This window comes from Allobosea sp. P2_B12 (assembly GCF_056404835.1).
Map to the genome: position 1 here is coordinate 1 of NZ_JBFUDG010000018.1, position 18,498 is coordinate 18,498.

General features: G+C 64.7%; 19 protein-coding genes. 5 read left to right on the forward strand and 14 right to left on the reverse strand.

Annotated elements, in window-relative coordinates; genetic code table 11:
• Both AC1DYU_RS25280 and AC1DYU_RS25285 read left to right on the forward strand, forming a co-directional pair.
• Positions 1 to 285, forward strand: a 285-nt coding sequence (locus AC1DYU_RS25280; RefSeq protein WP_476794024.1) for a Ros/MucR family transcriptional regulator, incomplete at its 5' end; no start/stop codon positions are given.
• Positions 286 to 680: 395 nt separating this feature from the next.
• Positions 681 to 1,624, forward strand: a protein-coding gene (locus AC1DYU_RS25285) for an IS630 family transposase (protein ID WP_476794025.1) whose coding sequence is annotated in 2 segments (ribosomal slippage) — positions 681 to 1,017 and positions 1,017 to 1,624 — 945 coding nt in all. Because the reading frame shifts where the segments join, the coding sequence is not laid out codon by codon here.
• A gap of 48 nt (positions 1,625 to 1,672) precedes the next feature.
• Here AC1DYU_RS25285 and AC1DYU_RS25290 read toward each other — a convergent pair.
• The 4 genes from AC1DYU_RS25290 to AC1DYU_RS25305 form a co-directional block, all read right to left on the reverse strand.
• Positions 1,673 to 2,635, reverse strand: a complete 963-nt coding sequence (locus tag AC1DYU_RS25290; protein WP_476794026.1) for a nucleotidyl transferase AbiEii/AbiGii toxin family protein — start codon at positions 2,633 to 2,635, stop codon at positions 1,673 to 1,675.
• Positions 2,632 to 3,300: a DUF6088 family protein gene (locus tag AC1DYU_RS25295; protein WP_476794027.1), complete on the reverse strand. Its 669-nt coding sequence runs from the start codon at positions 3,298 to 3,300 to the stop codon at positions 2,632 to 2,634. The genes AC1DYU_RS25290 and AC1DYU_RS25295 overlap by 4 nt, the downstream gene beginning before the upstream one ends.
• 161 nt (positions 3,301 to 3,461) lie before the next feature.
• On the reverse strand, positions 3,462 to 5,330 hold the full coding sequence (locus AC1DYU_RS25300; RefSeq protein WP_476794028.1) for a tetratricopeptide repeat protein: 1,869 nt from the start codon (positions 5,328 to 5,330) through the stop codon (positions 3,462 to 3,464).
• Entirely contained in the window at positions 5,315 to 6,436 is a 1,122-nt protein-coding gene (locus tag AC1DYU_RS25305) for a tetratricopeptide repeat protein (RefSeq protein WP_476794029.1), read from the reverse strand. The genes AC1DYU_RS25300 and AC1DYU_RS25305 overlap by 16 nt, the downstream gene beginning before the upstream one ends.
• Positions 6,437 to 6,549: 113 nt before the next feature.
• Here AC1DYU_RS25305 and AC1DYU_RS25310 point away from each other — a divergent pair, with 113 nt between their 5' ends.
• The 3 genes from AC1DYU_RS25310 (at position 6,550) to AC1DYU_RS25320 (ending at position 9,126) form a co-directional block, all read left to right on the forward strand.
• On the forward strand, positions 6,550 to 6,846 hold the full coding sequence (locus AC1DYU_RS25310; RefSeq protein WP_476794030.1) for a hypothetical protein: 297 nt from the start codon (positions 6,550 to 6,552) through the stop codon (positions 6,844 to 6,846).
• A gap of 8 nt (positions 6,847 to 6,854) precedes the next feature.
• Positions 6,855 to 8,729, forward strand: a complete 1,875-nt coding sequence (htpG, locus tag AC1DYU_RS25315) for a molecular chaperone HtpG (protein ID WP_476794065.1) — start codon at positions 6,855 to 6,857, stop codon at positions 8,727 to 8,729.
• A 202-nt stretch (positions 8,730 to 8,931) separates the two neighbouring features.
• The gene (locus AC1DYU_RS25320) at positions 8,932 to 9,126 is read left to right on the forward strand and encodes a hypothetical protein (RefSeq protein WP_476794031.1); all 195 of its coding nucleotides are present in this window, start codon (positions 8,932 to 8,934) and stop codon (positions 9,124 to 9,126) included.
• A gap of 156 nt (positions 9,127 to 9,282) precedes the next feature.
• Here the strand turns inward: AC1DYU_RS25320 and AC1DYU_RS25325 are convergent, their stop codons facing one another.
• The 10 genes from AC1DYU_RS25325 to AC1DYU_RS25370 form a co-directional block, all read right to left on the reverse strand.
• A complete protein-coding gene (locus AC1DYU_RS25325; protein ID WP_476794032.1) occupies positions 9,283 to 9,897 on the reverse strand; it encodes a HupE/UreJ family protein in 615 nt (204 codons plus the stop codon).
• Between the two features lie 322 nt (positions 9,898 to 10,219).
• Positions 10,220 to 11,110, reverse strand: a complete 891-nt coding sequence (gene hypB / locus AC1DYU_RS25330; protein ID WP_476794033.1) for a hydrogenase nickel incorporation protein HypB — start codon at positions 11,108 to 11,110, stop codon at positions 10,220 to 10,222.
• 44 nt (positions 11,111 to 11,154) lie between these two features.
• The gene (locus AC1DYU_RS25335; RefSeq protein WP_476794034.1) at positions 11,155 to 11,397 is read right to left on the reverse strand and encodes a hydrogenase/urease maturation nickel metallochaperone HypA; all 243 of its coding nucleotides are present in this window, start codon (positions 11,395 to 11,397) and stop codon (positions 11,155 to 11,157) included.
• Between the two features lie 52 nt (positions 11,398 to 11,449).
• A complete protein-coding gene (locus tag AC1DYU_RS25340; RefSeq protein WP_476794035.1) occupies positions 11,450 to 11,623 on the reverse strand; it encodes a hypothetical protein in 174 nt (57 codons plus the stop codon).
• Positions 11,624 to 11,648: 25 nt separating this feature from the next.
• A complete protein-coding gene (gene hypE, locus AC1DYU_RS25345; RefSeq protein ID WP_476794036.1) occupies positions 11,649 to 12,695 on the reverse strand; it encodes a hydrogenase expression/formation protein HypE in 1,047 nt (348 codons plus the stop codon).
• The gene (gene hypD / locus AC1DYU_RS25350) at positions 12,692 to 13,831 is read right to left on the reverse strand and encodes a hydrogenase formation protein HypD (RefSeq protein WP_476794037.1); all 1,140 of its coding nucleotides are present in this window, start codon (positions 13,829 to 13,831) and stop codon (positions 12,692 to 12,694) included. Before hypD ends, hypE begins: the two co-directional genes overlap by 4 nt.
• Positions 13,828 to 14,115 carry a HypC/HybG/HupF family hydrogenase formation chaperone gene (locus tag AC1DYU_RS25355; RefSeq protein WP_476794038.1) on the reverse strand — a complete coding sequence of 96 codons (288 nt, stop codon included), beginning with the start codon at positions 14,113 to 14,115 and terminating at the stop codon, positions 13,828 to 13,830. The genes hypD and AC1DYU_RS25355 overlap by 4 nt, the downstream gene beginning before the upstream one ends.
• A complete protein-coding gene (gene hypF / locus AC1DYU_RS25360) occupies positions 14,085 to 16,469 on the reverse strand; it encodes a carbamoyltransferase HypF (protein ID WP_476794039.1) in 2,385 nt (794 codons plus the stop codon). The genes AC1DYU_RS25355 and hypF overlap by 31 nt, the downstream gene beginning before the upstream one ends.
• Positions 16,451 to 17,629, reverse strand: coding sequence for an NHL repeat-containing protein (locus tag AC1DYU_RS25365; protein WP_476794040.1), 1,179 nt, complete (start codon positions 17,627 to 17,629; stop codon positions 16,451 to 16,453). Before AC1DYU_RS25365 ends, hypF begins: the two co-directional genes overlap by 19 nt.
• Positions 17,626 to 18,498: a NifU family protein gene (locus AC1DYU_RS25370; RefSeq protein ID WP_476794041.1), complete on the reverse strand. Its 873-nt coding sequence runs from the start codon at positions 18,496 to 18,498 to the stop codon at positions 17,626 to 17,628. The genes AC1DYU_RS25365 and AC1DYU_RS25370 overlap by 4 nt, the downstream gene beginning before the upstream one ends.

Consider the following 18,498-nt stretch of genomic DNA (forward strand, 5'->3'; position numbering starts at 1 on the left):
TCGATCACCCCAGACTTCCTGATTTGCCTGGAAGACGGCCAGAAATTCAAATCGCTGAAGCGTCATATCGGGAATAAATATGGGCTGACGCCGCAGGAGTACCGCGTAAAATGGGGCTTGCCAGCCGACTACCCGATGGTCGCTCCCAGCTATGCCGAGGCGCGGTCAGTATTGGCAAAATCGATTGGGCTTGGGCGCAAGCCAGCGGCGGCCCCAGTCCCGGCCCCCGAGCCGGTTAAGCCAACCAGAGCGAAGCGGGTGACGAAGGCCAAGGCGTCAGCCTAACGGGCCCTATGCTGCCTTGCCGCGATCGCATTGCGCTCTGCGGCCGGGCCCTTGTGTCATTTCATCCAATTCGATCCGCGCACCCGATCGTACGGGTTGGACGACTCGCCGCCAATGCGCTCTCTGAACCATGCAGCGACTGCCGCGACGATATAGGGGCGTGTATCAGTAAAGCCAGCAGCCAAGGCTAGTCCCGCGAGGCATCGCGGCCGATCTGATCGCCGTTCTCGTCGCCGTGACGAGTGGCGTGCCTCTGTCCTTGCTAACGCGCTCCGTTCGCCGCTCGTTCAATCATTTCCATCGAGGCTAGAGCGGTTCCGCCGAACGTTGAATCGATTGTGATGTGACGAGCTCGGTTCGGGCTGATTCAACCTCCCTGTTGAAGGAGGTGACGGATGGCGCGAGCTCTGAGTGATGATCTTCGCATACGTGTTCTGAAGGCTTCGACGGATGGGTGTTCGGCCCGCCAGGCGGCGGCGCGGTTCGGCGTCGGGATCTCGACCGCGATCCGGTGGGTTGCCCGGGCCAGGACAGGCGAGCGGACGGCCCGTCCACAAGGCCGGCGTCGCGGCTCGAGCCTCGATGCGCATGAAGCCTTCATCGTCGCTCTGATCGAGGAGCGTCGGGACATCACGCTGCATGAGATGGCGGCACGGCTCCTTGCCGAGCGCACCGTCTCCATCCGCCGCAGCGCGCTGAGCGCCTGGCTTCGCGGACGGGGCTGGACGTTCAAAAAAAGTCCGCCCATGCACTGGAGCAGGAGCGACCCGACGTCCTGAAGCGGCGGCAGGACTGGTTCGAGGCCCAGCCCGATCTCGATCCCCAGCGGCTCGTCTTCATCGACGAGACCGGCCTGTCGACCAAGATGGCCCGCCTCCGCGGCCGTGCACCGCGCGGAGAGCGCTGTCGGGCTGGCATTCCTCACGGACATTGGAAGACGACGACCTTCGCAGGAGCCCTGCGCCTCGGCGGCATGACCGCCCCGTTCGTCTACGATGGTGCCATGAACGGCACGGTCTTCCTCGCCTATGTCGAGCAGGTGCTGGTTCCCACGCTCAAGCCGGGCGACATCGTCGTCATGGACAACCTGCCGGCCCACAAGCCGGCGGGCGTTCGCGAGGCGATCGAACGCGCCGGCGCCACGCTCGCGTTCCTGCCGCCCTACAGCCCCGACTTCAATCCGATCGAGAACGCCTTCGCCAAGCTCAAAGCCATCCTCCGAGCCAGGGCCGAGCGCAGCATCGACGCTCTCTGGGACGCCGTCGGCGCAATCGTCGGCCTGTTCTCTCCACACGAATGCGCCAACTACTTCAAGGCCACCGGATATGAACCAGATTAAACCGAAAACGCTCTAGGATTTCTTCGAAACGAGGGGCTTCGCCGAAAATCATGGCGTCATGTTTGCATAGTCGCGCGCAAGCGCGTCGATCATTGCTGGTGTCGGCACGAGTGCAAATGATCCGGTTGCGGCCGTGGCCAGGTCGTAGTCGGTCCGGTTGAAGAACATGAGCGCATGGCGAACACAGTCTGCTCCCAGCGCAGCATCGGGTAATGCTGTCCGGCCGATGTCAGATGCGAAGAGGCAGTGGAGATCATAGAAGTGCCGCGAAACCCGCTGGCCTGCCTGGCGCAGCTCGCCGCGGCGCTCGAACCAGCGCCGCAAGCCGTGTGCGATCACGATCTTATCCCAAAACGTGCGCTCCCCATTGATCGTTGTGACATTCGGAACCGTGAGATCGAGTCCGCCCGCATCGTCGGCAATGTATGGCCGGATGTTCCTGGGCTGGTTTGGGTCGAGTGCCGACTTGGCGCCGGACTCGATCCGCACTGCCGGTCGCACGTAGGACTCGTCGCGCGGCTCTACCTCTGGATACCAGACCAGAAGCGTCTGTCGGTCGGGGTCTGCCTCATCGATCTCGACTCGGCCTTTTCCGTCCGTCGCTGCAGCAAGGTGTTCGGCCAGGAATTCGTGCAGCGCGCCGGTGATATAGCTGCGACAGGCGTCGCGAATCGCGCCTAGGCGAGCACGGCGCTTGTTGTTCGACAGTGCCTCGAGCTCTTCCACGGAAGCGGGCTCGTCGAGATCGTCACGAAACACCGTGACGTCGATGTCTTCCGAAAATCGCTCAATGAGTCCATAGGCTTTCGATAGCGATGTTCCGCCCTTGAACAATAGGCGTGGCCCTCCCGCTGGTCGTTCACGATAGAGGGCGTCGAGAGTCCAGCAGACCCAAAAATCCTTTTCGACATTCCCGATCGGGGTGCCGAGCCGGTTTGCTGTGGTCAAAAAGAGGTCGAGCTTCTCGGCGGGTGCGGCTGAGATGACTTCGGCATAGGCAACAGCGCTCACGAGTGCTTCTCCAACTCGCTATTCATAGGTTCAAGAAGGGGCCGGAGAAAATCCTGCATCCAGATTGGCATGGCAGAGAGCCCCGCGCGAAGATCTTCGCGTATCTCCTTTCCATGCTTTGGAGCGGTGAGCAGCCTGCGAAGTTGGTTCTCGACGCTCCGTCGATCGTCTTCCGTACTCATCATATCCTGCATCCAGTAGAGTGCTTGGACGACGCGCATGCCGGGGCGTCCCGCCCAGTAGAGACGGCTGGGTGCGGCCGATTTGAAATGGATGACCTGCTTTCCGAGCGTGATCGGTTTCAAGCGGGCATCAATCAGCACTTCAATGCGCGCCGGGACCGCCGTGGTGAGGCCGAGGTCGTTTGCCGCGGTCATGCCGTCGACCACGACGCGGGCTTGGTCGCGCCGCGTTACGGCTCTGATCACAGCGCGATAGTCGGGGACCGCCATTTTGCCGGTGAGGTTGCTTTTTCGCGGCCTGTCGTAGAGCCCACGATCGATGCGACGGAGTTCGCCTGCCGCGACGAGGCGTTGCAATGTCTTGTCGATGGCAGCGCGGCTGGCGAGGTCGGCGAAATCGCTGGGCGTCCACACCTCTTCCGGCGTCTCGTCAATACGGGCCATAAGGCGCCGCCGAAGGTCCGTGGCCGGTTGATCGAGCATGTCCGAAATATGATGCAAATTTCGGACGCTGTCGACTGTCCTAATAATGCTGCATTCTTCGGACAAGCCGTGAGCCCCTCCGGCGCTAAATCGTGGAGCGTCGAGATTTGCGAGAACCCGTCGATTTAAGACGTGGCTTCCGACGCATGGCGCGAAATCCTCTATGGTTCGACGCCGAGGCGCCTCAGTCCCACGCGCGCCTCTTCTTCCTTTGGATCGAGCGCCAGGGCGCGGCGATAGGCTGTAATGGCCTCCTCGCGTCGCCCAAGCGCTTCGAGGGCATGCGCGCGAGTGTCGTGCGCATAGGCTGCCTCCGGATCCTTCCCGACGGCGATATCCGCGCTGGCGAGCGCTTCCGCCGGGCGGCCCAGCTTGAAAAGTGCCCAGCCCTTGAGATTATGGGCGCGAACGTCGTCGACGCCATGCGCCAGCGCTCGGTCTATGTCGGCGAGCGCGGCGGCATTGTCTGCCCTGCGGGCATTGAGGGTGGCGCGTTCAAAGAAGGCCGGGCCGAGCTGAGCTTGGCCGATGTCGATGACTGCGCCGAGATCGGCAAGGGCACCTGTCGCATCGCCCTTAAGGCGCTTCAGCTTGGCACGCTCAAACAGCTTTGCTCCGGCATTGCTGGTATCGAGTTCCATGGCCTTGCCGATATCGGCGATAGCGCGGTCGAAATCGTCCAGCCGGGCATGCAGGAAAGAGCGCGACCAGTAGAGGCGCGGATCAGCCGGATTTCTAGCGATCAGCACGTCGTAATCGGCTAGAGCCGGTGCGAGCTTGCCTTGCTTCGCTAGCAATGCGCCGCGCTGGCGCCGCGCCGCGTGATCATCCGGAGTCGATTCAAGCACGGTATCGAGTGCGGCCAGAGCGTCGTCCGGCTTGTCACGCCGCGTGAGGATGGCGGCGCGGACCGCGAGAGCAGGCGCGAATTTGGCATCGAGCGAAAGCGCAGTGTCGATGTCGGCAGAGGCTCCGTCGAGGTCGCCGCGGTCGACCTTCGCTTGGGCGCGGGCGGCGAGCGGCTGCGGACGGCCGGGAGCGCGCTTCACGGCGTCGTCCAGGTCAAGCAAGGCCCGCGGCAGGTCGCCTGCAGCGCGATAGGCCTCGGCCCGGCCGAGATAGGGCGCCATGTCGTCGGGGCGCAGGCGCAGCAGAACCGTATAATCGGCAATGGCGCCGACGGGTTCGCCGAGTCGGATCATCGCCGCCGCGCGTAGCTGCAGCGCCTCCGTCGAGCCCTGAGCGATGCGCAGGGTCTGGTTGAACTCGGCCACCGCCTTCCGAAAGTCGCCCTTCAGGAACAGCACCTTGCCGCGCTTGACATGGATGTTCGGATCCTGCGGCGACAGCCGGACGGCCTCGTCGAAATCCTTCAGCGCCTCGTCGAGCTTGCCTTGTTCCGTCAGGTAAACGCCACGATTGTAGCGGGCATTCGCGAAGCGAGGAGCGAGCGCGATCGCCTTGTCGAAATCGGCGGAGGCCTTGCCGAACTCCTTCTTGAGGAAGAGCGCCGCGCCTCGATTGTCATAGGCTTCGTGCAAATCGCTCTTCAGCCGGATCGCTTCGGTAAAGTCGGAGATGGCGAGGTCGAGTTCGCCGCCGTCTGCATATTCGACCCCGCGGTTGAAGTAGTGCAGCCCGTTCTTTGCATCGCGGGCGATCACCTGGCCATAATCGGCGATCGCGCGGTCGCGTTCGCCCTTGTAGGAATAGGCGACGGCGCGGTTGGAGACATAGCGCAGGTTGTCCGGGTCGAGCGCGATCGCCGCATTCAGCTCCTGGATTGCGCGCTCCTGGTCGCCGCGTGCACGGAAGACGTCGGCGAGCCTGCCATGTGCCCGCGCGCGAATGGCAGGCGAATCCTTTGCGTTCCCGACCGCCGCGCGGCAATGCTTCCAGAGCCGCGCCTCGTCCGAAACCGAGAAACAAGAGCGTGCCTCGCGGCTGGCTTGAGCCTGCGCCGTGGTGGGAGCCAGGGTTCCAGCGAGCAGTGCGATCGCGATGGCCTCTCGCCTCAACCGTTCTCGCATCCACGAGCCTCCTTCGCCGAATTGCTGCCTTGGGCCGGTGGACGCGGCTTCCAGCGACTAGCCATCTCCTGCGCGCTGCGCAGTTGGACCGAAGCGAGCTTCTCCTTGAGCTCCGACAGAGCCTTGCGCGCATCCTCGCCGGCCGGCTGGGCGGCTGCCAGCATCAGCCACATCGCAGCCTGGACGGGATCCGCCTTGACGCGCGTGCCGTCACGATAGGCCAGGCCGAGATTGGTCTGCCCATCGACATTGCCGCGCTCGGCCGCGAGCCGGTGAAGCCGCAGCGCCTCGGCCAGGTTCTGCGGCGCGACCGTACCGCGGGCATAGAGAACGCCGAGGGCATTGAGCGCATGTGGAAAATCCTGATCCGCAGCCTTGCGAAACCAGCCCAGAGCAGTGCCGTCGTCGCGGACGACGCCTTCGCCGCGGGCGTAGCGCAGGCCGAGATTGTACTGGGCCGTCGCATCGCCGGCCTCTGCGGCCTCACGATAGAGCGCGATCGCAGCGGGTAGATTGGCCGCGGTGCCGTTCCCGCGTTGATAGGCAAAGGCCAGTGCGGTTTTGGCCGGGACGCAGCCGGTGCTCGCCGCCTTGCGCAGCCAGTCCAGTGCCATGCCAGGGTCGGCAGCGACGCCGCGCCCAGCCTGCAACATGCCGGCGAGCCCGATCTGCGCGTTGATATGACCCTGCTCCGCCGCTTTGCGAAGCAGCGCGACGGCGCGGGCCTCATCTCCGCCGCCTTGCCCCTTAAGTAGCAGCGCGGCGAGATTGTACTGCGCGACCATGTTACCCGCCGCCGCAGCACGCTCGTAGAGCGCTTCGGCCCTTGTTGTATTGGCCCGCACGCCGTCGCCGCGTTCAAGAGCGGCGGCGAGATTATTGATGGCCGGCCAATAGTCGCGTTCCGCAGCGCGCTCATAGTAGCTGAATGCGCGCTGTTGGTCGCGCGGGACGCCTTCGCCGGTCTGGTAGGCCTTGCCAAGCTCGAACAGCGCAACGGCGTCGCCCTGCTCGGCGCGATTACGGAGTTCGACGATGTCGATCGCCAGCACGGGCTGGCTGGCGAACCACAAAAGGGCGAGGACAGCGAAAGGCAGGCGCAGCATGATGCCATGCAACTTAGTCGAAACGGAGCGCTACCGAGAATGGCCTTGCGACATGACAGCCATGAGTCGTCCGTGCTGCGCAACGTGATCGGCTCCCGTCCAGGACGCATTGGATGGTCGTGACGCCTGCTGTCCGGCGATTTGGCGATCTCCGCTGCTGGCGCGGCTGGAATGAACGCGCAGCCGACAAACGCTCTCCCGTTTTCGATCAAAGAACTTCGACAGCGCGACCAGATGAGCTGAATGCGCTGCAAACGCCGATCGTCTCTAACCGAGGCTGGCGCTTTGCCGGGCAGGCAATTGCGGACTCGTTGCAGGGAGACCGCGACACGACGAAAGCGCATCTCTCTCGCCCCTTGAAAACCAGTTCTGACACGTCCAAATCGGGCGCCATCAATCTTGAGGTTTGAAGACCGACATGACGACCGCAACCACGGAAAATCGCAGTTTCGAAGCCGATGTGTCGCGCCTTCTGCATCTGATGGTGCATTCGGTTTATTCCGACCGGGACGTCTTCCTGCGCGAACTGATCTCGAATGCCGCCGATGCCTGCGAGAAACTGCGCTACGAGGCCATAGCCCAGCCAGCATTGATCGAGGACGGTGGAAAACTCGCCATTGTCATTGCCGCCGACGCTGAGGCCGGGACGCTCTCGATCAGCGACAACGGCATTGGCATGAGCCGCGATGAGATGATCGAGGCTCTCGGCACGATCGCGCGCTCGGGCACGCGTGCCTTCATGGAACAGGTCGAGGCGGCGAAGGGCAAGGAAGGCGCTCAGCTCATCGGACAGTTCGGCGTCGGTTTCTATTCCGCTTTCATGGTCGCAGGTGAGGTCGACGTCGTCAGTCGCCGTGCCGGCAGCAAAGAGGCTTGGCGTTGGACGTCCGACGGCAAGGGGGAGTTTTCTATCGCTCCCGCAGCGCTGGAAGATACTCCCTCACGCGGCACCTGCGTGACACTCAGTCTCCTGGATGACGCGAAGAGCTATACCGAGCGCTGGACACTCGAGCGTATCGTCAAGGCTCAGTCAGGCCATGTTCCCGTGCCGATCACGCTGGTGGAAAAACCTGGAGCAGAGCCGACCTCGCTCGCGGATGGCGCGGCGCTCTGGACTAAGCCCAAGAGCGAAATCACCGCTGCGGACTACACCGACTTCTACCGCAGCGTGGCTGGGCAATATGACGAGCCAGCAGCGACGGTGCATTTCCGCGCGGAAGGTCGCCACGAATACACGACGCTTGCCTTCATCCCGGGCAGCAAGCCGTTCGATCTTTTTGACGCCGACCGCAAAGGTCGGATGAAGCTTTATGTGAAGCGGATCTTCATCACGGATGAGGCGGAGTTGCTGCCGCGCTATCTGCGCTTCGTGCGAGGGCTGGTCGACACCTCCGATCTGCCGTTGAACGTTTCTCGCGAGATGATCCAGGACAGTCCGCTGCTCGGCGCCATCAAAAAGGGCGTCACCAGCCGCATCCTGTCTGATCTCGGCAAGTTGGCCGAGAATGAGCCGGACACCTTCGCGACAATATGGGAGAACTTCGGCGCGGTCGTGAAGGAAGGGCTTTACGAGGATTTCGAGCGACGCGAGCAGTTGCTTGGGCTTTCGCGCTTCAGGACGACGGCCTCAGACGAAGGCCTGCGCAGCCTCAAGGACTATGCCGGCTCCCTGAAGGAGAACCAGACGGCGATCTACTACATCGTCGGAGACGATCTCGCTCGAATCGCGGCATCGCCGCAGCTCGAAGGCTTTCGTGCACGCGGGGTCGAGGTTCTCTTACTGAACGATCACGTCGATAGCTTCTGGGTATCGAACGCACCCGATTTCGAGGGCAAGCCGTTCAAGTCGATCACCCAAGGCGCAGCCGATCTCGGGTTGATCCCGCTGGTCAACGGCGACGCGGCGCCTCCGACCGAAACCTCGCCGGAGGTCGGTGCGCTGATCGAGGCTATGAAGCAGATCCTCGGAGCCGAAGTCGCCGATGTCCGAGCGTCCGATCGCCTGACCGACAGCGCGGTGTGTCTCGTGGCGCCCGACAAGGGCCCGGACCGGCAGTTCGAGAGGCTGCTCTCTGCTGCTGGGCGGCTCGACAGCGCACCTAAACCGATCCTCGAGGTCAATCCCCAGCACGCGCTCGTGCTGAAGCTCGCCGGATCGCAGGACGATGCGTTGCGCGATGACCTGGCCCATCTTCTGCTCGACGAGGCCCGCGTTCTCGATGGAGAGCGCCCTGCCGATGCGCAGCTCTTTGCCGAGCGGCTCGGACGATTGATGGCCCTATCGCTTCATTAGGTCTTGCGGGCTGCGTCGGCAACGAACGAACATCCGGCGATGGTTTTCTTCGGTGCCGCTGCAAGTTACATCGACACTCGCGATCCGACCCGTCGACGCAGCTTCCCCAACGGGTTCCAGCCTCTATCCAGGGGCTGAATTCGCCAAGAGGTTCGGGACATCGCAACTCCGATTGGGGGCGCATATGACAAAGAATAAGCCCATGATCGATGCGATCGTGTTGGACGTCCTTCACGTGACTGTCGATGCAGACTCCATCCAGCCAGCGACGGTCGCTCTCGAAATTAGCGGGCAGGCCAATGTGCAGCTTCGGCTGTCGGTCGAAGTGCTCACCAAGCTCGAGGCCATGCTGGCCAAAGCGAGTGTCGAGCAATCACGGCACCAATCGACGCATTGAAGCGTGAGAGACGCGACGTGATGGGTGGGATGCGCAAGGCACTTGGGCGTCGAGATTGGGTTGGGGCCTGGCGCTCGCCGTTGCTGGCGTACGAGCCGCCAAGAGCTGCGGGTTCGACGGCCGCGATGAGCGATGCAAGTGCCAAGACGAAGTGGATCATGCCACTCCCTTCAAGAGGAAGCCCATACCAACTAGTGCGATGATGCCTCCCGCGGTTCGCACTGCCGGTGCCCCCCAACTCCAACGCGTCGTGAAGCCGAATGAAATCCCGATGAGATGAAGCAGACTGGTGGCGATTACGAAACCTGCTGCATAAGCAAGCGCGTTGGCGGCGGCGGGCAGTTCGGTGCCGTGTGCGTGGCCATGGAATATTGCAAAGAGTCCGACGACCGCGGCAGCGCCGACCAGCGGCGGCCGCGCAGCCAAGGCCACCATGACTCCGAGCAGGACGGCCGAAAACGCAATGCCGATCTCGACCGCCGGCAACGGGACTCCGATGATGCCCAGCGCTGCGCCAAAGGCCATGACCAACGGAAACGCGATCGGCAGGAGCCAGATCGCTGGCGCTCCGAGGAATGCCCCCCATAGACCGACGGCGACCATGGCCGCCACATGATCCCATCCGAAAAACGGATGTGCGAAGCCACTCGTGAAGCCGCCGGCAACGCCGGCCGCTTCACGAGCGTCGGCAACAGGAGATCCGACCGACAAGGCCATGGCTACCAACGCCGCCATTCCTGCCACCTGTCGGCTGTAAGCGCGGTTCCGCATTATTGCCCGTCCTCCTTCAATAGCGTTGCGTTGCGCCAGGCGTTCGTTGGGCTCGCAGCCTTCACTCAATCTGATCGAGCGTCTGTTCAACAAGCTGAAGAACTGGCGGCGCGCGCCACACGCTACGACAAGAGCAAGGAATCTTAGCTCGGATCGGTCGCCATCGCCGCAGTCAAACTCTGGCTAACCTTTGTCCACGAAGCCTAGAGCTAAACTTCAGCAAGAATTCATAGTTGTAATCGGCTCGGGAAAGCGACACTTTTAGGAGTCTGTTGAAAAAATCCTAGAAATACCGATCAGGCGGGACATCAAGCCAAAAATCTTAATTCGAATCAGCTCTAAGCTGCAATAACTTGGTAAGCCAGGCTTCCAAGTTCTGTCCCGTCTTTGCTGAAACGTAGATGATCTCGGCCTCCGGATTCACGGCACGAATGTTGCCACAACAAGCCGCCTCGTCGAAACCGACATACGGGGCAAGGTCCATCTTGTTGACGATCACGATCTTTACCGCGCGGAACATATGAGGATACTTCAGCGGCTTGTCCTCTCCCTCGGTGGTTGAGATCACGGCGATCTTCATCGCTTCGCCCAAATCGAACATGGCCGGGCAGACAAGGTTGCCGACATTCTCGATCAGAAGGAGGCTGCCCGGAGCGGGATTGAGCGCGCGAGCTGCTTCGGCCACCATGTCCGCCTCGAGGTGGCAGCCCGCGCCGGTGTTGATCTGGATTGCGACAGCACCGGCGGCGCGGATGCGCTCGGCGTCGTTGCTGGTCATCTGGTCGCCTTCGATTACCGTGATCGTAACCTGCCCCGCCAGCGCCCGGATCGTCGCCTCAAGGAGCGCCGTCTTGCCCGCGCCCGGCGAGGACACGAAGTTCAAGGCCAACACGCCGCGACCTTCGAACCAGCCCCGGTTGCGCTGCGCGATGGCGTCGTTCTTGGCCAGGATCGCGGTTTCCAGCGCGACGGCGCCGCCTTGCAGCGCAGTCGCTTCGGCTTGGCTCTGATTCCCGTGGTCATGGCCATGGTCATGCGTGTGGTCGTTGTCATGGCTATGGTCATGGGCGTGTGCGTGCCCGTGGTCATGATCATGCGGCAGGCCATGGGCATGGGCAAACGCATGCGCCTCAGCCACCGAAAGCCCTATCGGGACCTCCGTCGCCGGGCCGGTGCGCAGCAGGCTGGTCTTGCCGCTGGCCATATCGGTCATTGTCACTTGGTTCGTCGGATCGGCACAGCCGCATATTCCGCACATCACGCGTCCTCCCTGATTTCGTAGTCCTTGACTGTGAAAGTCTCACCCTCGGCCTCGACGAAGCCGAGGGTGGCGCCCGCAAGGCCGGTGCCTTCGGTCACTATGTCCCAGCAGAAGGCCAACGCCTGCCGCTCGATGCAGGCCTGCGGGCCAATAGCAACGCGCACGCCGCGCACCCGGCGGCCCCGTGCGTGTTCGCCGACGATCGCGGCGATGCTGCGGGCCATGCCCAGTTCATGCATTCTGATCTGCTTTCCGTCCCTGTATGCGGACCGCGAACGCCCCGCCAGGCGCCTATTGCTGTCGGGTCCGCCGCAGAACTGTCACCAAGGCTAGCGCCAGCGCCGCCATGGCGGCGAGTTCCCAATGGCTATGGGACGCCGGAGCGGCGTGGCCGGGATGCGCCAGCGCCACCGCAGGCAAAAGGGCAAACACGGCAGCCAGTCCGCCCGTCGAATATTTGGTCATGGTCGTTCCTCTCTCGTTGGATTGGTCAGCAGATGCGCGGCAATTGTTCGCCGACAAGCATGTCGACGATCCGTCCGCCGCCAAAGACGGTCTTCATGACCACGGTTCCCGGATGGGCGGCCGTGGCCTGTCCGATGATGCGGGCCTCGACACCGGCCGCCGTGCCTTGCATTGCGGCCAAAGCCGCTTCGGCCTGGTCAGGCGGCACGAACAGCACCAGCGTTCCCTCGTTGGCCAGATAGAGCGGATCGAGCCCGAGGATCTCGCAGACCCCCTTGACCTCGGGGCGCAGCGGCAGGTCGGTCTCGGCGATCACGACTCCCACCCCAGCAGCATCGGCGATTTCGTTCAGGGCCGAAGCAAGCCCTCCACGGGTGGCATCACGGGCGCAGCGCAGATCAGGCGCGGCGGCCAAGACTGCCTCCATCAACAGGTTCAGAGGCCGACAATCCGATATGACATCGGTGGTCAGCGCCATGTCGCCGCGTGCGGCCAGGATGGCAGCGCCATGATCGCCGAGTACGCCGTTGACGATTGCCATGTCCCCAGGCCGGACATTGCCCGCCATCAAATCGCGGCCGGGCGGGATCACGCCCACACCGGCGGTGGTGACAAAGACGCCGTCGCCCGACCCCCGGCCCACCACCTTGGTGTCGCCGGTGACGATGCGCACCCCGGCGGCCTCGGCGGCGGTCTGCATCGAGCGGGCGATGCGGCGGAGGGTGGCGATCTCGACGCCCTCCTCGATGATGAAGGCGGCTGACAGCCACAGCGGCCGCGCGCCGCCCACGGCCAAGTCGTTGACCGTGCCGCAGACCGCGATGGTGCCGATGTCCCCGCCGGGAAATTCCATCGGCGAGACGACGAAGCTGTCGGTGGTGAAGGCAAGTTGCGCGCCCGGATCCAGCAGCGACGGATGCATCAGCCGTGCCTGATCCTCCATCCCCGGCGGCGCGAAGACCGAGGTGAACACATCCTCGATCAGATCACGCATCGCCTTGCCGCCGCCGCCATGGGCTAGCGTCACCCGGTCGGCGACGACGCGCCGAGGGGGACGCAGCCGCTCGTTCACAGCGCCTCCTCCAGCCGCAGCCCGCCATACTGGTAGTAGGCAGCGCAGGCCCCCTCGGAACTGACCATCAGCGCGCCCAGCGGCATTTCGGGTGTGCAGCCCTTGCCGAACTGCGGGCAGGCGTGCGGCTTGATCCGGCCGGTCATCACATCGCCGCAGCGGCAGCCATCGGGCTCGGCCGCCAGGCGCGTCCCCTTGCCGTAGCCGACCCCGAACTTGACCTCGGCATCCCAGGCGGCATAGGCGGGGCGGATGCGCACGCCGCTGGCGTCGATCTCGCCCAGGCCGCGCCATTCGAAACTGGGCCGTGGCTCATAGACCTCGGCGCAGGCGGCGATCGAGACCGGGTTGCCGTCATCCGGCACGACGCGGGAATACTGGTTTTCCACCTCCGCGCGACCGTCGCGGATCTGTTCCAGCACCATCAGCACCGATTGCAGCAGGTCAAGCGGCTCGAACCCCGCCACCACGATCGGCTTGCCATAGTCGCGGGCGATGAAGTCATAGGGCCGCACCCCGATCACCATCGAGACATGCCCCGGCCCGACAAAGCCGTCGAGGATCATGTGCGGATCGTCGAGCAGGGCCTTGATCGGCGGTGGCACGGTGATGTGGTTGCAGAAAACCGAGAAGTTGGTCTGCCCGTCCGCTGCCGCCTGCAGAATGGTCAGAGCCGTCGAGGGCGTGGTGGTCTCGAACCCCAGGCCGAAGAACACCACCTCGCGGTCGGGGTGGCGCCGAGCCAGTTCCAGCGCGTCGAGCGGCGAATAGACCATGCGGATGTCGGCGCCGTCGGCCTTGGCTTGGATCAGCGACTTGCGATGCCCCGGCACCCGCATCGCATCGCCGAAGGTGGTCATGATGACGCCCGGCCGTTCGGCGATCTCGACGCATTCGTCGATCCGGCTCATTGGCAGGACGCAGACCGGGCAACCCGGCCCGTGGATGAACTCGAGCCCCGGCGGCGTCAGCTTGTCGAGACCGTAGCGAAAGATCGCATGGGTATGGCCGCCGCAGATCTCCATGATGTGGACGGGTTTTTCGCGGGTGGCACCGATCTCGTCGGCGACGCGGGCAATGGCGGCCAGCACGCCGCGCGCGGCGATAGGGTCGCGGAATTCGTCTGCGTAGTTCATGACGCCAGCATCCTTTCCGAGGCCTTCATCGCCTCGATCTCGGCCTGCGCCTCGCCAAGCTGGCGCAGGACGTCAAGCGTCAGCGCCGCCTCTTCTTCGTTGATCCGGCTCATGGCAAAGCCGACATGGATCAGGGACCAAGTGCCGATCAGCGCTTCGATCGGCTCGTCTTTCAAGATGCAAGCGACGTTGACCTGACGGCGGACGCCCATCACCTCGACTGTGGCTAGTTTTCGGGGGGCATCGGTGATTTCTACGATCCGGCCCGGGATTCCAAGGCACATGGGGTTTCCTCCGTTTGGCTGACGGCCAGGGCCACAACGGCCTGACCAACTGCTAGTCCCCCGTCGTTGGCGGGGGTTCGGGCGTGGCTGAGAACCGTCAGCCCGCGGGCTTCGAGTCCGTGATGGACCAGCGCGAACAATGTCGCGTTCTGGAACACGCCGCCCGACAGGGCGACGGTGTCGATGGCGGTATCTTCGGTGATCCGCTCGGCCATCCGCACGACGGCCTGCGCCAGCCCGCGGTGAAAGCGGGCCGCGATGACACCGATTGGGGTGGCAAGGATCAGATCGCCGAGCATTGCTCGCCAGACCGCAAGCGGCTCAATATAGGGCATGCCCTTGCCCCCCGTCAGCGGAATGCTGAACGGATAGGCCAAGTCATCAGGCTCTGCCATCGCGGCGGCGTCGATCGCGGCCTCGAAGCGCATGGCGGCCTCGCCCTCGTAATCCTGCGCCTCCCAGGCCAAGCCCGCGATGGCGGCGGCCGCATCGAAGAGCCGCCCGCAGGAGGTCGAGACCGGCGCATGCGTGCCCCCCGCGATCATCGCATCCAGAGTCGCGCGCGGCACCGCGGAAAGCCTGCGAAAGATCTCGAGCCCGTCGAAATTCATCGCGAATTCGGCCCAGCCCATTTCCGCCATCAGATGCGCATAGGCGTTGCGCCAGGGCTCGCGGATCGCCGCCGCCCCGCCGGGCAGTGCCACCGGCTTGCAAGATCCGACCCGCGCATAGCGCCGATAGTCGCAGACCAGAAACTCGCCGCCCCAGAGCGTGCCGTCATCGCCAAGACCGCTGCCGTCAAGAGCGATGCCAAGGACCGGGCGCGCATCCAACGGGCGGCCGTTCTCGGCGAGACAGGCGGCGACATGGGCGTGATGGTGCTGCACCGCGATCACCGGACGGCCGCCGGCCAGCGCCCGCCCGGCCTGGGTGGACAGGTACTGCGGATGCAGGTCGACCGCGATCACGCCCGGCGCATGGTCGAACAGCCGGGTGTACAGAGCCAGGTTCCGTGCGGCGTCGGCATGGGTGGCGGCATCCTCGAGATCACCCATGTGCTGCGACAGGATCGCCTGGCCGTCCTTGACGAGGCAGAAGGTGTTCTTCAGCTCTCCGCCCATCGCCAGCACCTGCGCCGTGCGCGAAAAGCCCGGCGCCAGCGGCAGGCCCGCCGGAGCAAAGCCGCGTGCCCGGCGCAGCACGCGCATCCGGCCAAGGTCCACCCGAACCACGGAATCGTCGATGCGGTTGGCGATCTCGCGGTCGTGCAGGCAGGCAAAGTCGGCGATGGCGGGCAGCCGGTCGCGGGTTTCCTGATTGCCAATACATTGAGGCTGGCCTGAAGGATTGCCGCTGGTCATCACCACGGGGCGGCCGATGCGGCGCAGGATCAGGTGATAGAACGGCGTGTAGGGCAGCATCACTCCGAGCCGGTCCAGCCCCGGCGCGATGGCCTCGGGCAGGGCGTTCGGCAACGATTTGAGGAGCACTATCGGCGCTTCGGGGCCGGACAGGGCTGCGGCCTCGGCCTCGGAAACCTGGCAGAATTCACGAACCACGCCCAGGTCGCGGGCCATCAGCGCAAAGGCCTTGCCATTGCGCCCCTTGCGGCGGCGCAGTTCGGCGACGGCGGCGGCATTGGTTGCATCGCAAGCCAGGTGCACGCCGCCCAGGCCGCGGATCGCGACGACATGGCCGTTCAGGATCATGCCGCCGGTGGCGTCGATGTCATCGAGCATCGAAAAGGCTTCGTGGTTGACCGCGCCGGGGCCCAGCTTCTCGATCCAGATCTGCGGGCCGCAGCGGCCGCAGGCGACCGGCTGGGCATGAAAACGCCGGTCGGTGGGGTCGGCATATTCTCCCGCGCAGATCTCGCACAGGTCAAACGGGGCCATCGTCGTCCGGGCTCGGTCATAGGGCGCCCCGGTCACGATGGAAAAGCGAGGGCCGCAATTGGTGCAATTGGTGAAGGGATAGCGGTAGCGGTGCTGGAACGGATCGCGGATCTCGGCCAGACAATCGGGGCAGGTCGCTGCATCGGGCGTCACCGAGCCGCGCATTGTACCGAGCGCCTCCGAGGCGACGATGGCAAAACCCAAAGGCGGCGCATCGTCTAGGGGCTCGACATGCAGCTCCTCGATCCGGGCCAGCGCCGGTAGAGCGGCGTGCAGCCGGCCCGGAAAGCTGTCCAGCCCCTCGCCCCAGAGCCGGATCACGACGCCCTCGGCGGTGTTCTTCACGTCACCCGCCAGCCCCATCTCGCGCGCCAGCCGCCAGACCGTGGGCCGGAAGCCCACGCCCTGGACCTGCCCGCGCACGGTCAGGCGTGCGCCGGTCATGGCGCGGATTCCCATATCAGCACGCGGTTGTTGCCGCTGTCGGCCACGGCGACCGTGCTGCCACGCACCGACAGGCCGTAGGGCCAGCACAGGCTGTCGCGCATGGCCAGTCCCCAACGGTTGTCGCCCTTCGAGGCGAAATCAGGCTGGCCGGTCAACCAATCGGCCTCGACCGCAAAGCCGGCCCCGGCAAAGCCCAGCAGCCGCGAGTTGGCCGTATCCCCGACAATCAGCCGGTCGCCCAACACCCCGAGCGCATAGGGCATGTTGACCGCTAGCGACGAGGGGTAATAGGCGCCCCGGTTCAGGTCGCAGTCAGTCATCCTGGCCTGGCCTACGAGGAAATCGGCAGGCTGACCATTGGCTTGAGGAAAGCTGGACCAGACCATGACGCGATTGTTGCCCGCATCCGCGACCGCCAGCCCGCCGCGCCAGCCGGTGGCCATATGGGGCCAACGCATGGAACGCGCGGAAACTGGCCCACCTGCATTCTCGTCGCGGCAGGTGAAACAGTCCTGACCCAGCGCCAGATCGGCGGGCTGTCCTGTTTCGACCGGATCGTTCCAGACCAGCAGGCGGCGGTTGCCGGTGTCACAGACGACTAGCCTGCCGTCGATCTCGGACAGGCCATAGGGCCAGTGAAGCGTCTGAGGCCCAGGCGCATCCGCGCCGCGATTGGCCAGCGCCGACCCCGCATCGGCCTGACCAAGCACGATGTCGGCCGGGCTGTCCGGGCCCTCGGGCAGGCGGTGCCAGATCAGCACCCGGTGGTTCCAGGCATCCGCCACCGCCAGGCCGCCGCGAAAGGCGGTGATGCCGGTCGGCACGTTCAGCGTGGCGGCGGTCACCGGCCCCTTAGCATTGCGCCCCTCGCGGCCAAAGGCGGGCTGGCCGAACAGCATATCGGCCGGCTGGTCGTCGTGGTCCGGCAGCTTGCGCCAGCCCAGCAGCCGATGGTGCCCGGTATCGGCGACCCATAACGAGCCGTCGGGATGCAGGCAGACGCCACGCGGCCCGAACAGGCGATGCGCGGCCGGGGTAATCGGGTCGGCCAGCAGCCCGCCATCCGATCCCAGGATCACCTGCGCGCCCGACGGGTCGAGAAGCGGCGGGCCTTTTGTCACCGTGCCCTCGGCCTTGATCGGCGCAAACGAGGGCGCGAGCGAAACCTTCATGGCACGATCCTGACCTGGATGTGCGAGCCGATGACCCGCACCGCATGGGCGTGCAACTGCACCTCGGGCGCGGTCAGGCACTCCCCACTTTCCAGCGCATAGCGGAAACCATGCCAAGGGCAGGTCAGGATGCCCGCCTCGACGGCACCCTCGGTCATCTCGAGCCCCATGTGCGCGCAGGCGTTGCGAAAACAGGTCACCTGATCGCCCTGCCGCGCAAAGATCACCGATTCGCCGCCGACGGTCTCGAACAGCGTTGTACCATCCGGCAGCTTCGCCAGATTGAGCGCGTTGATCCAGCTGCCCCCCAGCGTCTCGGCAAAGGGCGAGGTGAAATGCACCGTGTCGGCACCACCGCCGCCCAACCCCTTGACCTGGCGCACTTCGGTGATCTCGGGCACATGATCCTCGATCGCCTTCTTGACGCCGGCATAGAACGTGAGTTGCGAGGCCGGGCAGCCGTCGCAGGCACCCAGAAAGCGGATCTCGGCGCGGTTGCCCTCGACCGAGGCGACCTCGGCATTGCCGCCGTGGCTGGCCAGCATCGGGCGCACCGTTTCCAGCGCGGCCTCGACCCGTTCATGCAGCGACGGCTTTAGGATACCGTGCCGGCGCAGGACGGCATAGACGACTTCGTCGCGCGCCGCATCGACCAGCGCCTTGCCGAAGCCGTCGTGGGACTTCAGCGTGCTGATCATTCGCCGGAACGCTTCGGCGTTCAGCGCGTCGATTGCTGCAGCCTGCGCCCTGGCCCCAATCCGCGCCGCATCGTCCCAGCCCTCGGCCAGCGCCTCGAGCGCATTGAGATCGCCCAAGAGCCGGTCGAGGTCGGGTCGATCACTGTGCTCGGGGGCGCCGCTGTCAGGCAT

Coding starts and splice junctions, on each gene's coding strand:
- AC1DYU_RS25295 (WP_476794027.1), bottom strand. CDS start 3,300: ATGCTCGATCAACCGGCCACGGACCTTCGGCGGCGCCTTATGGCCCGT.
- AC1DYU_RS25300 (WP_476794028.1), bottom strand. CDS start 5,330: ATGCGAGAACGGTTGAGGCGAGAGGCCATCGCGATCGCACTGCTCGCT.
- AC1DYU_RS25305 (WP_476794029.1), bottom strand. CDS start 6,436: ATGCTGCGCCTGCCTTTCGCTGTCCTCGCCCTTTTGTGGTTCGCCAGC.
- AC1DYU_RS25310 (WP_476794030.1), top strand. CDS start 6,550: ATGGTCGTGACGCCTGCTGTCCGGCGATTTGGCGATCTCCGCTGCTGG.
- htpG (WP_476794065.1), top strand. CDS start 6,855: ATGACGACCGCAACCACGGAAAATCGCAGTTTCGAAGCCGATGTGTCG.
- AC1DYU_RS25320 (WP_476794031.1), top strand. CDS start 8,932: ATGATCGATGCGATCGTGTTGGACGTCCTTCACGTGACTGTCGATGCA.
- AC1DYU_RS25325 (WP_476794032.1), bottom strand. CDS start 9,897: ATGCGGAACCGCGCTTACAGCCGACAGGTGGCAGGAATGGCGGCGTTG.
- hypB (WP_476794033.1), bottom strand. CDS start 11,110: ATGACCGATATGGCCAGCGGCAAGACCAGCCTGCTGCGCACCGGCCCG.
- AC1DYU_RS25335 (WP_476794034.1), bottom strand. CDS start 11,397: ATGCATGAACTGGGCATGGCCCGCAGCATCGCCGCGATCGTCGGCGAA.
- AC1DYU_RS25340 (WP_476794035.1), bottom strand. CDS start 11,623: ATGACCAAATATTCGACGGGCGGACTGGCTGCCGTGTTTGCCCTTTTG.
- hypD (WP_476794037.1), bottom strand. CDS start 13,831: ATGAACTACGCAGACGAATTCCGCGACCCTATCGCCGCGCGCGGCGTG.
- AC1DYU_RS25355 (WP_476794038.1), bottom strand. CDS start 14,115: ATGTGCCTTGGAATCCCGGGCCGGATCGTAGAAATCACCGATGCCCCC.
- hypF (WP_476794039.1), bottom strand. CDS start 16,469: ATGGGAATCCGCGCCATGACCGGCGCACGCCTGACCGTGCGCGGGCAG.
- AC1DYU_RS25365 (WP_476794040.1), bottom strand. CDS start 17,629: ATGAAGGTTTCGCTCGCGCCCTCGTTTGCGCCGATCAAGGCCGAGGGC.
- AC1DYU_RS25370 (WP_476794041.1), bottom strand. CDS start 18,498: ATGCCTGACAGCGGCGCCCCCGAGCACAGTGATCGACCCGACCTCGAC.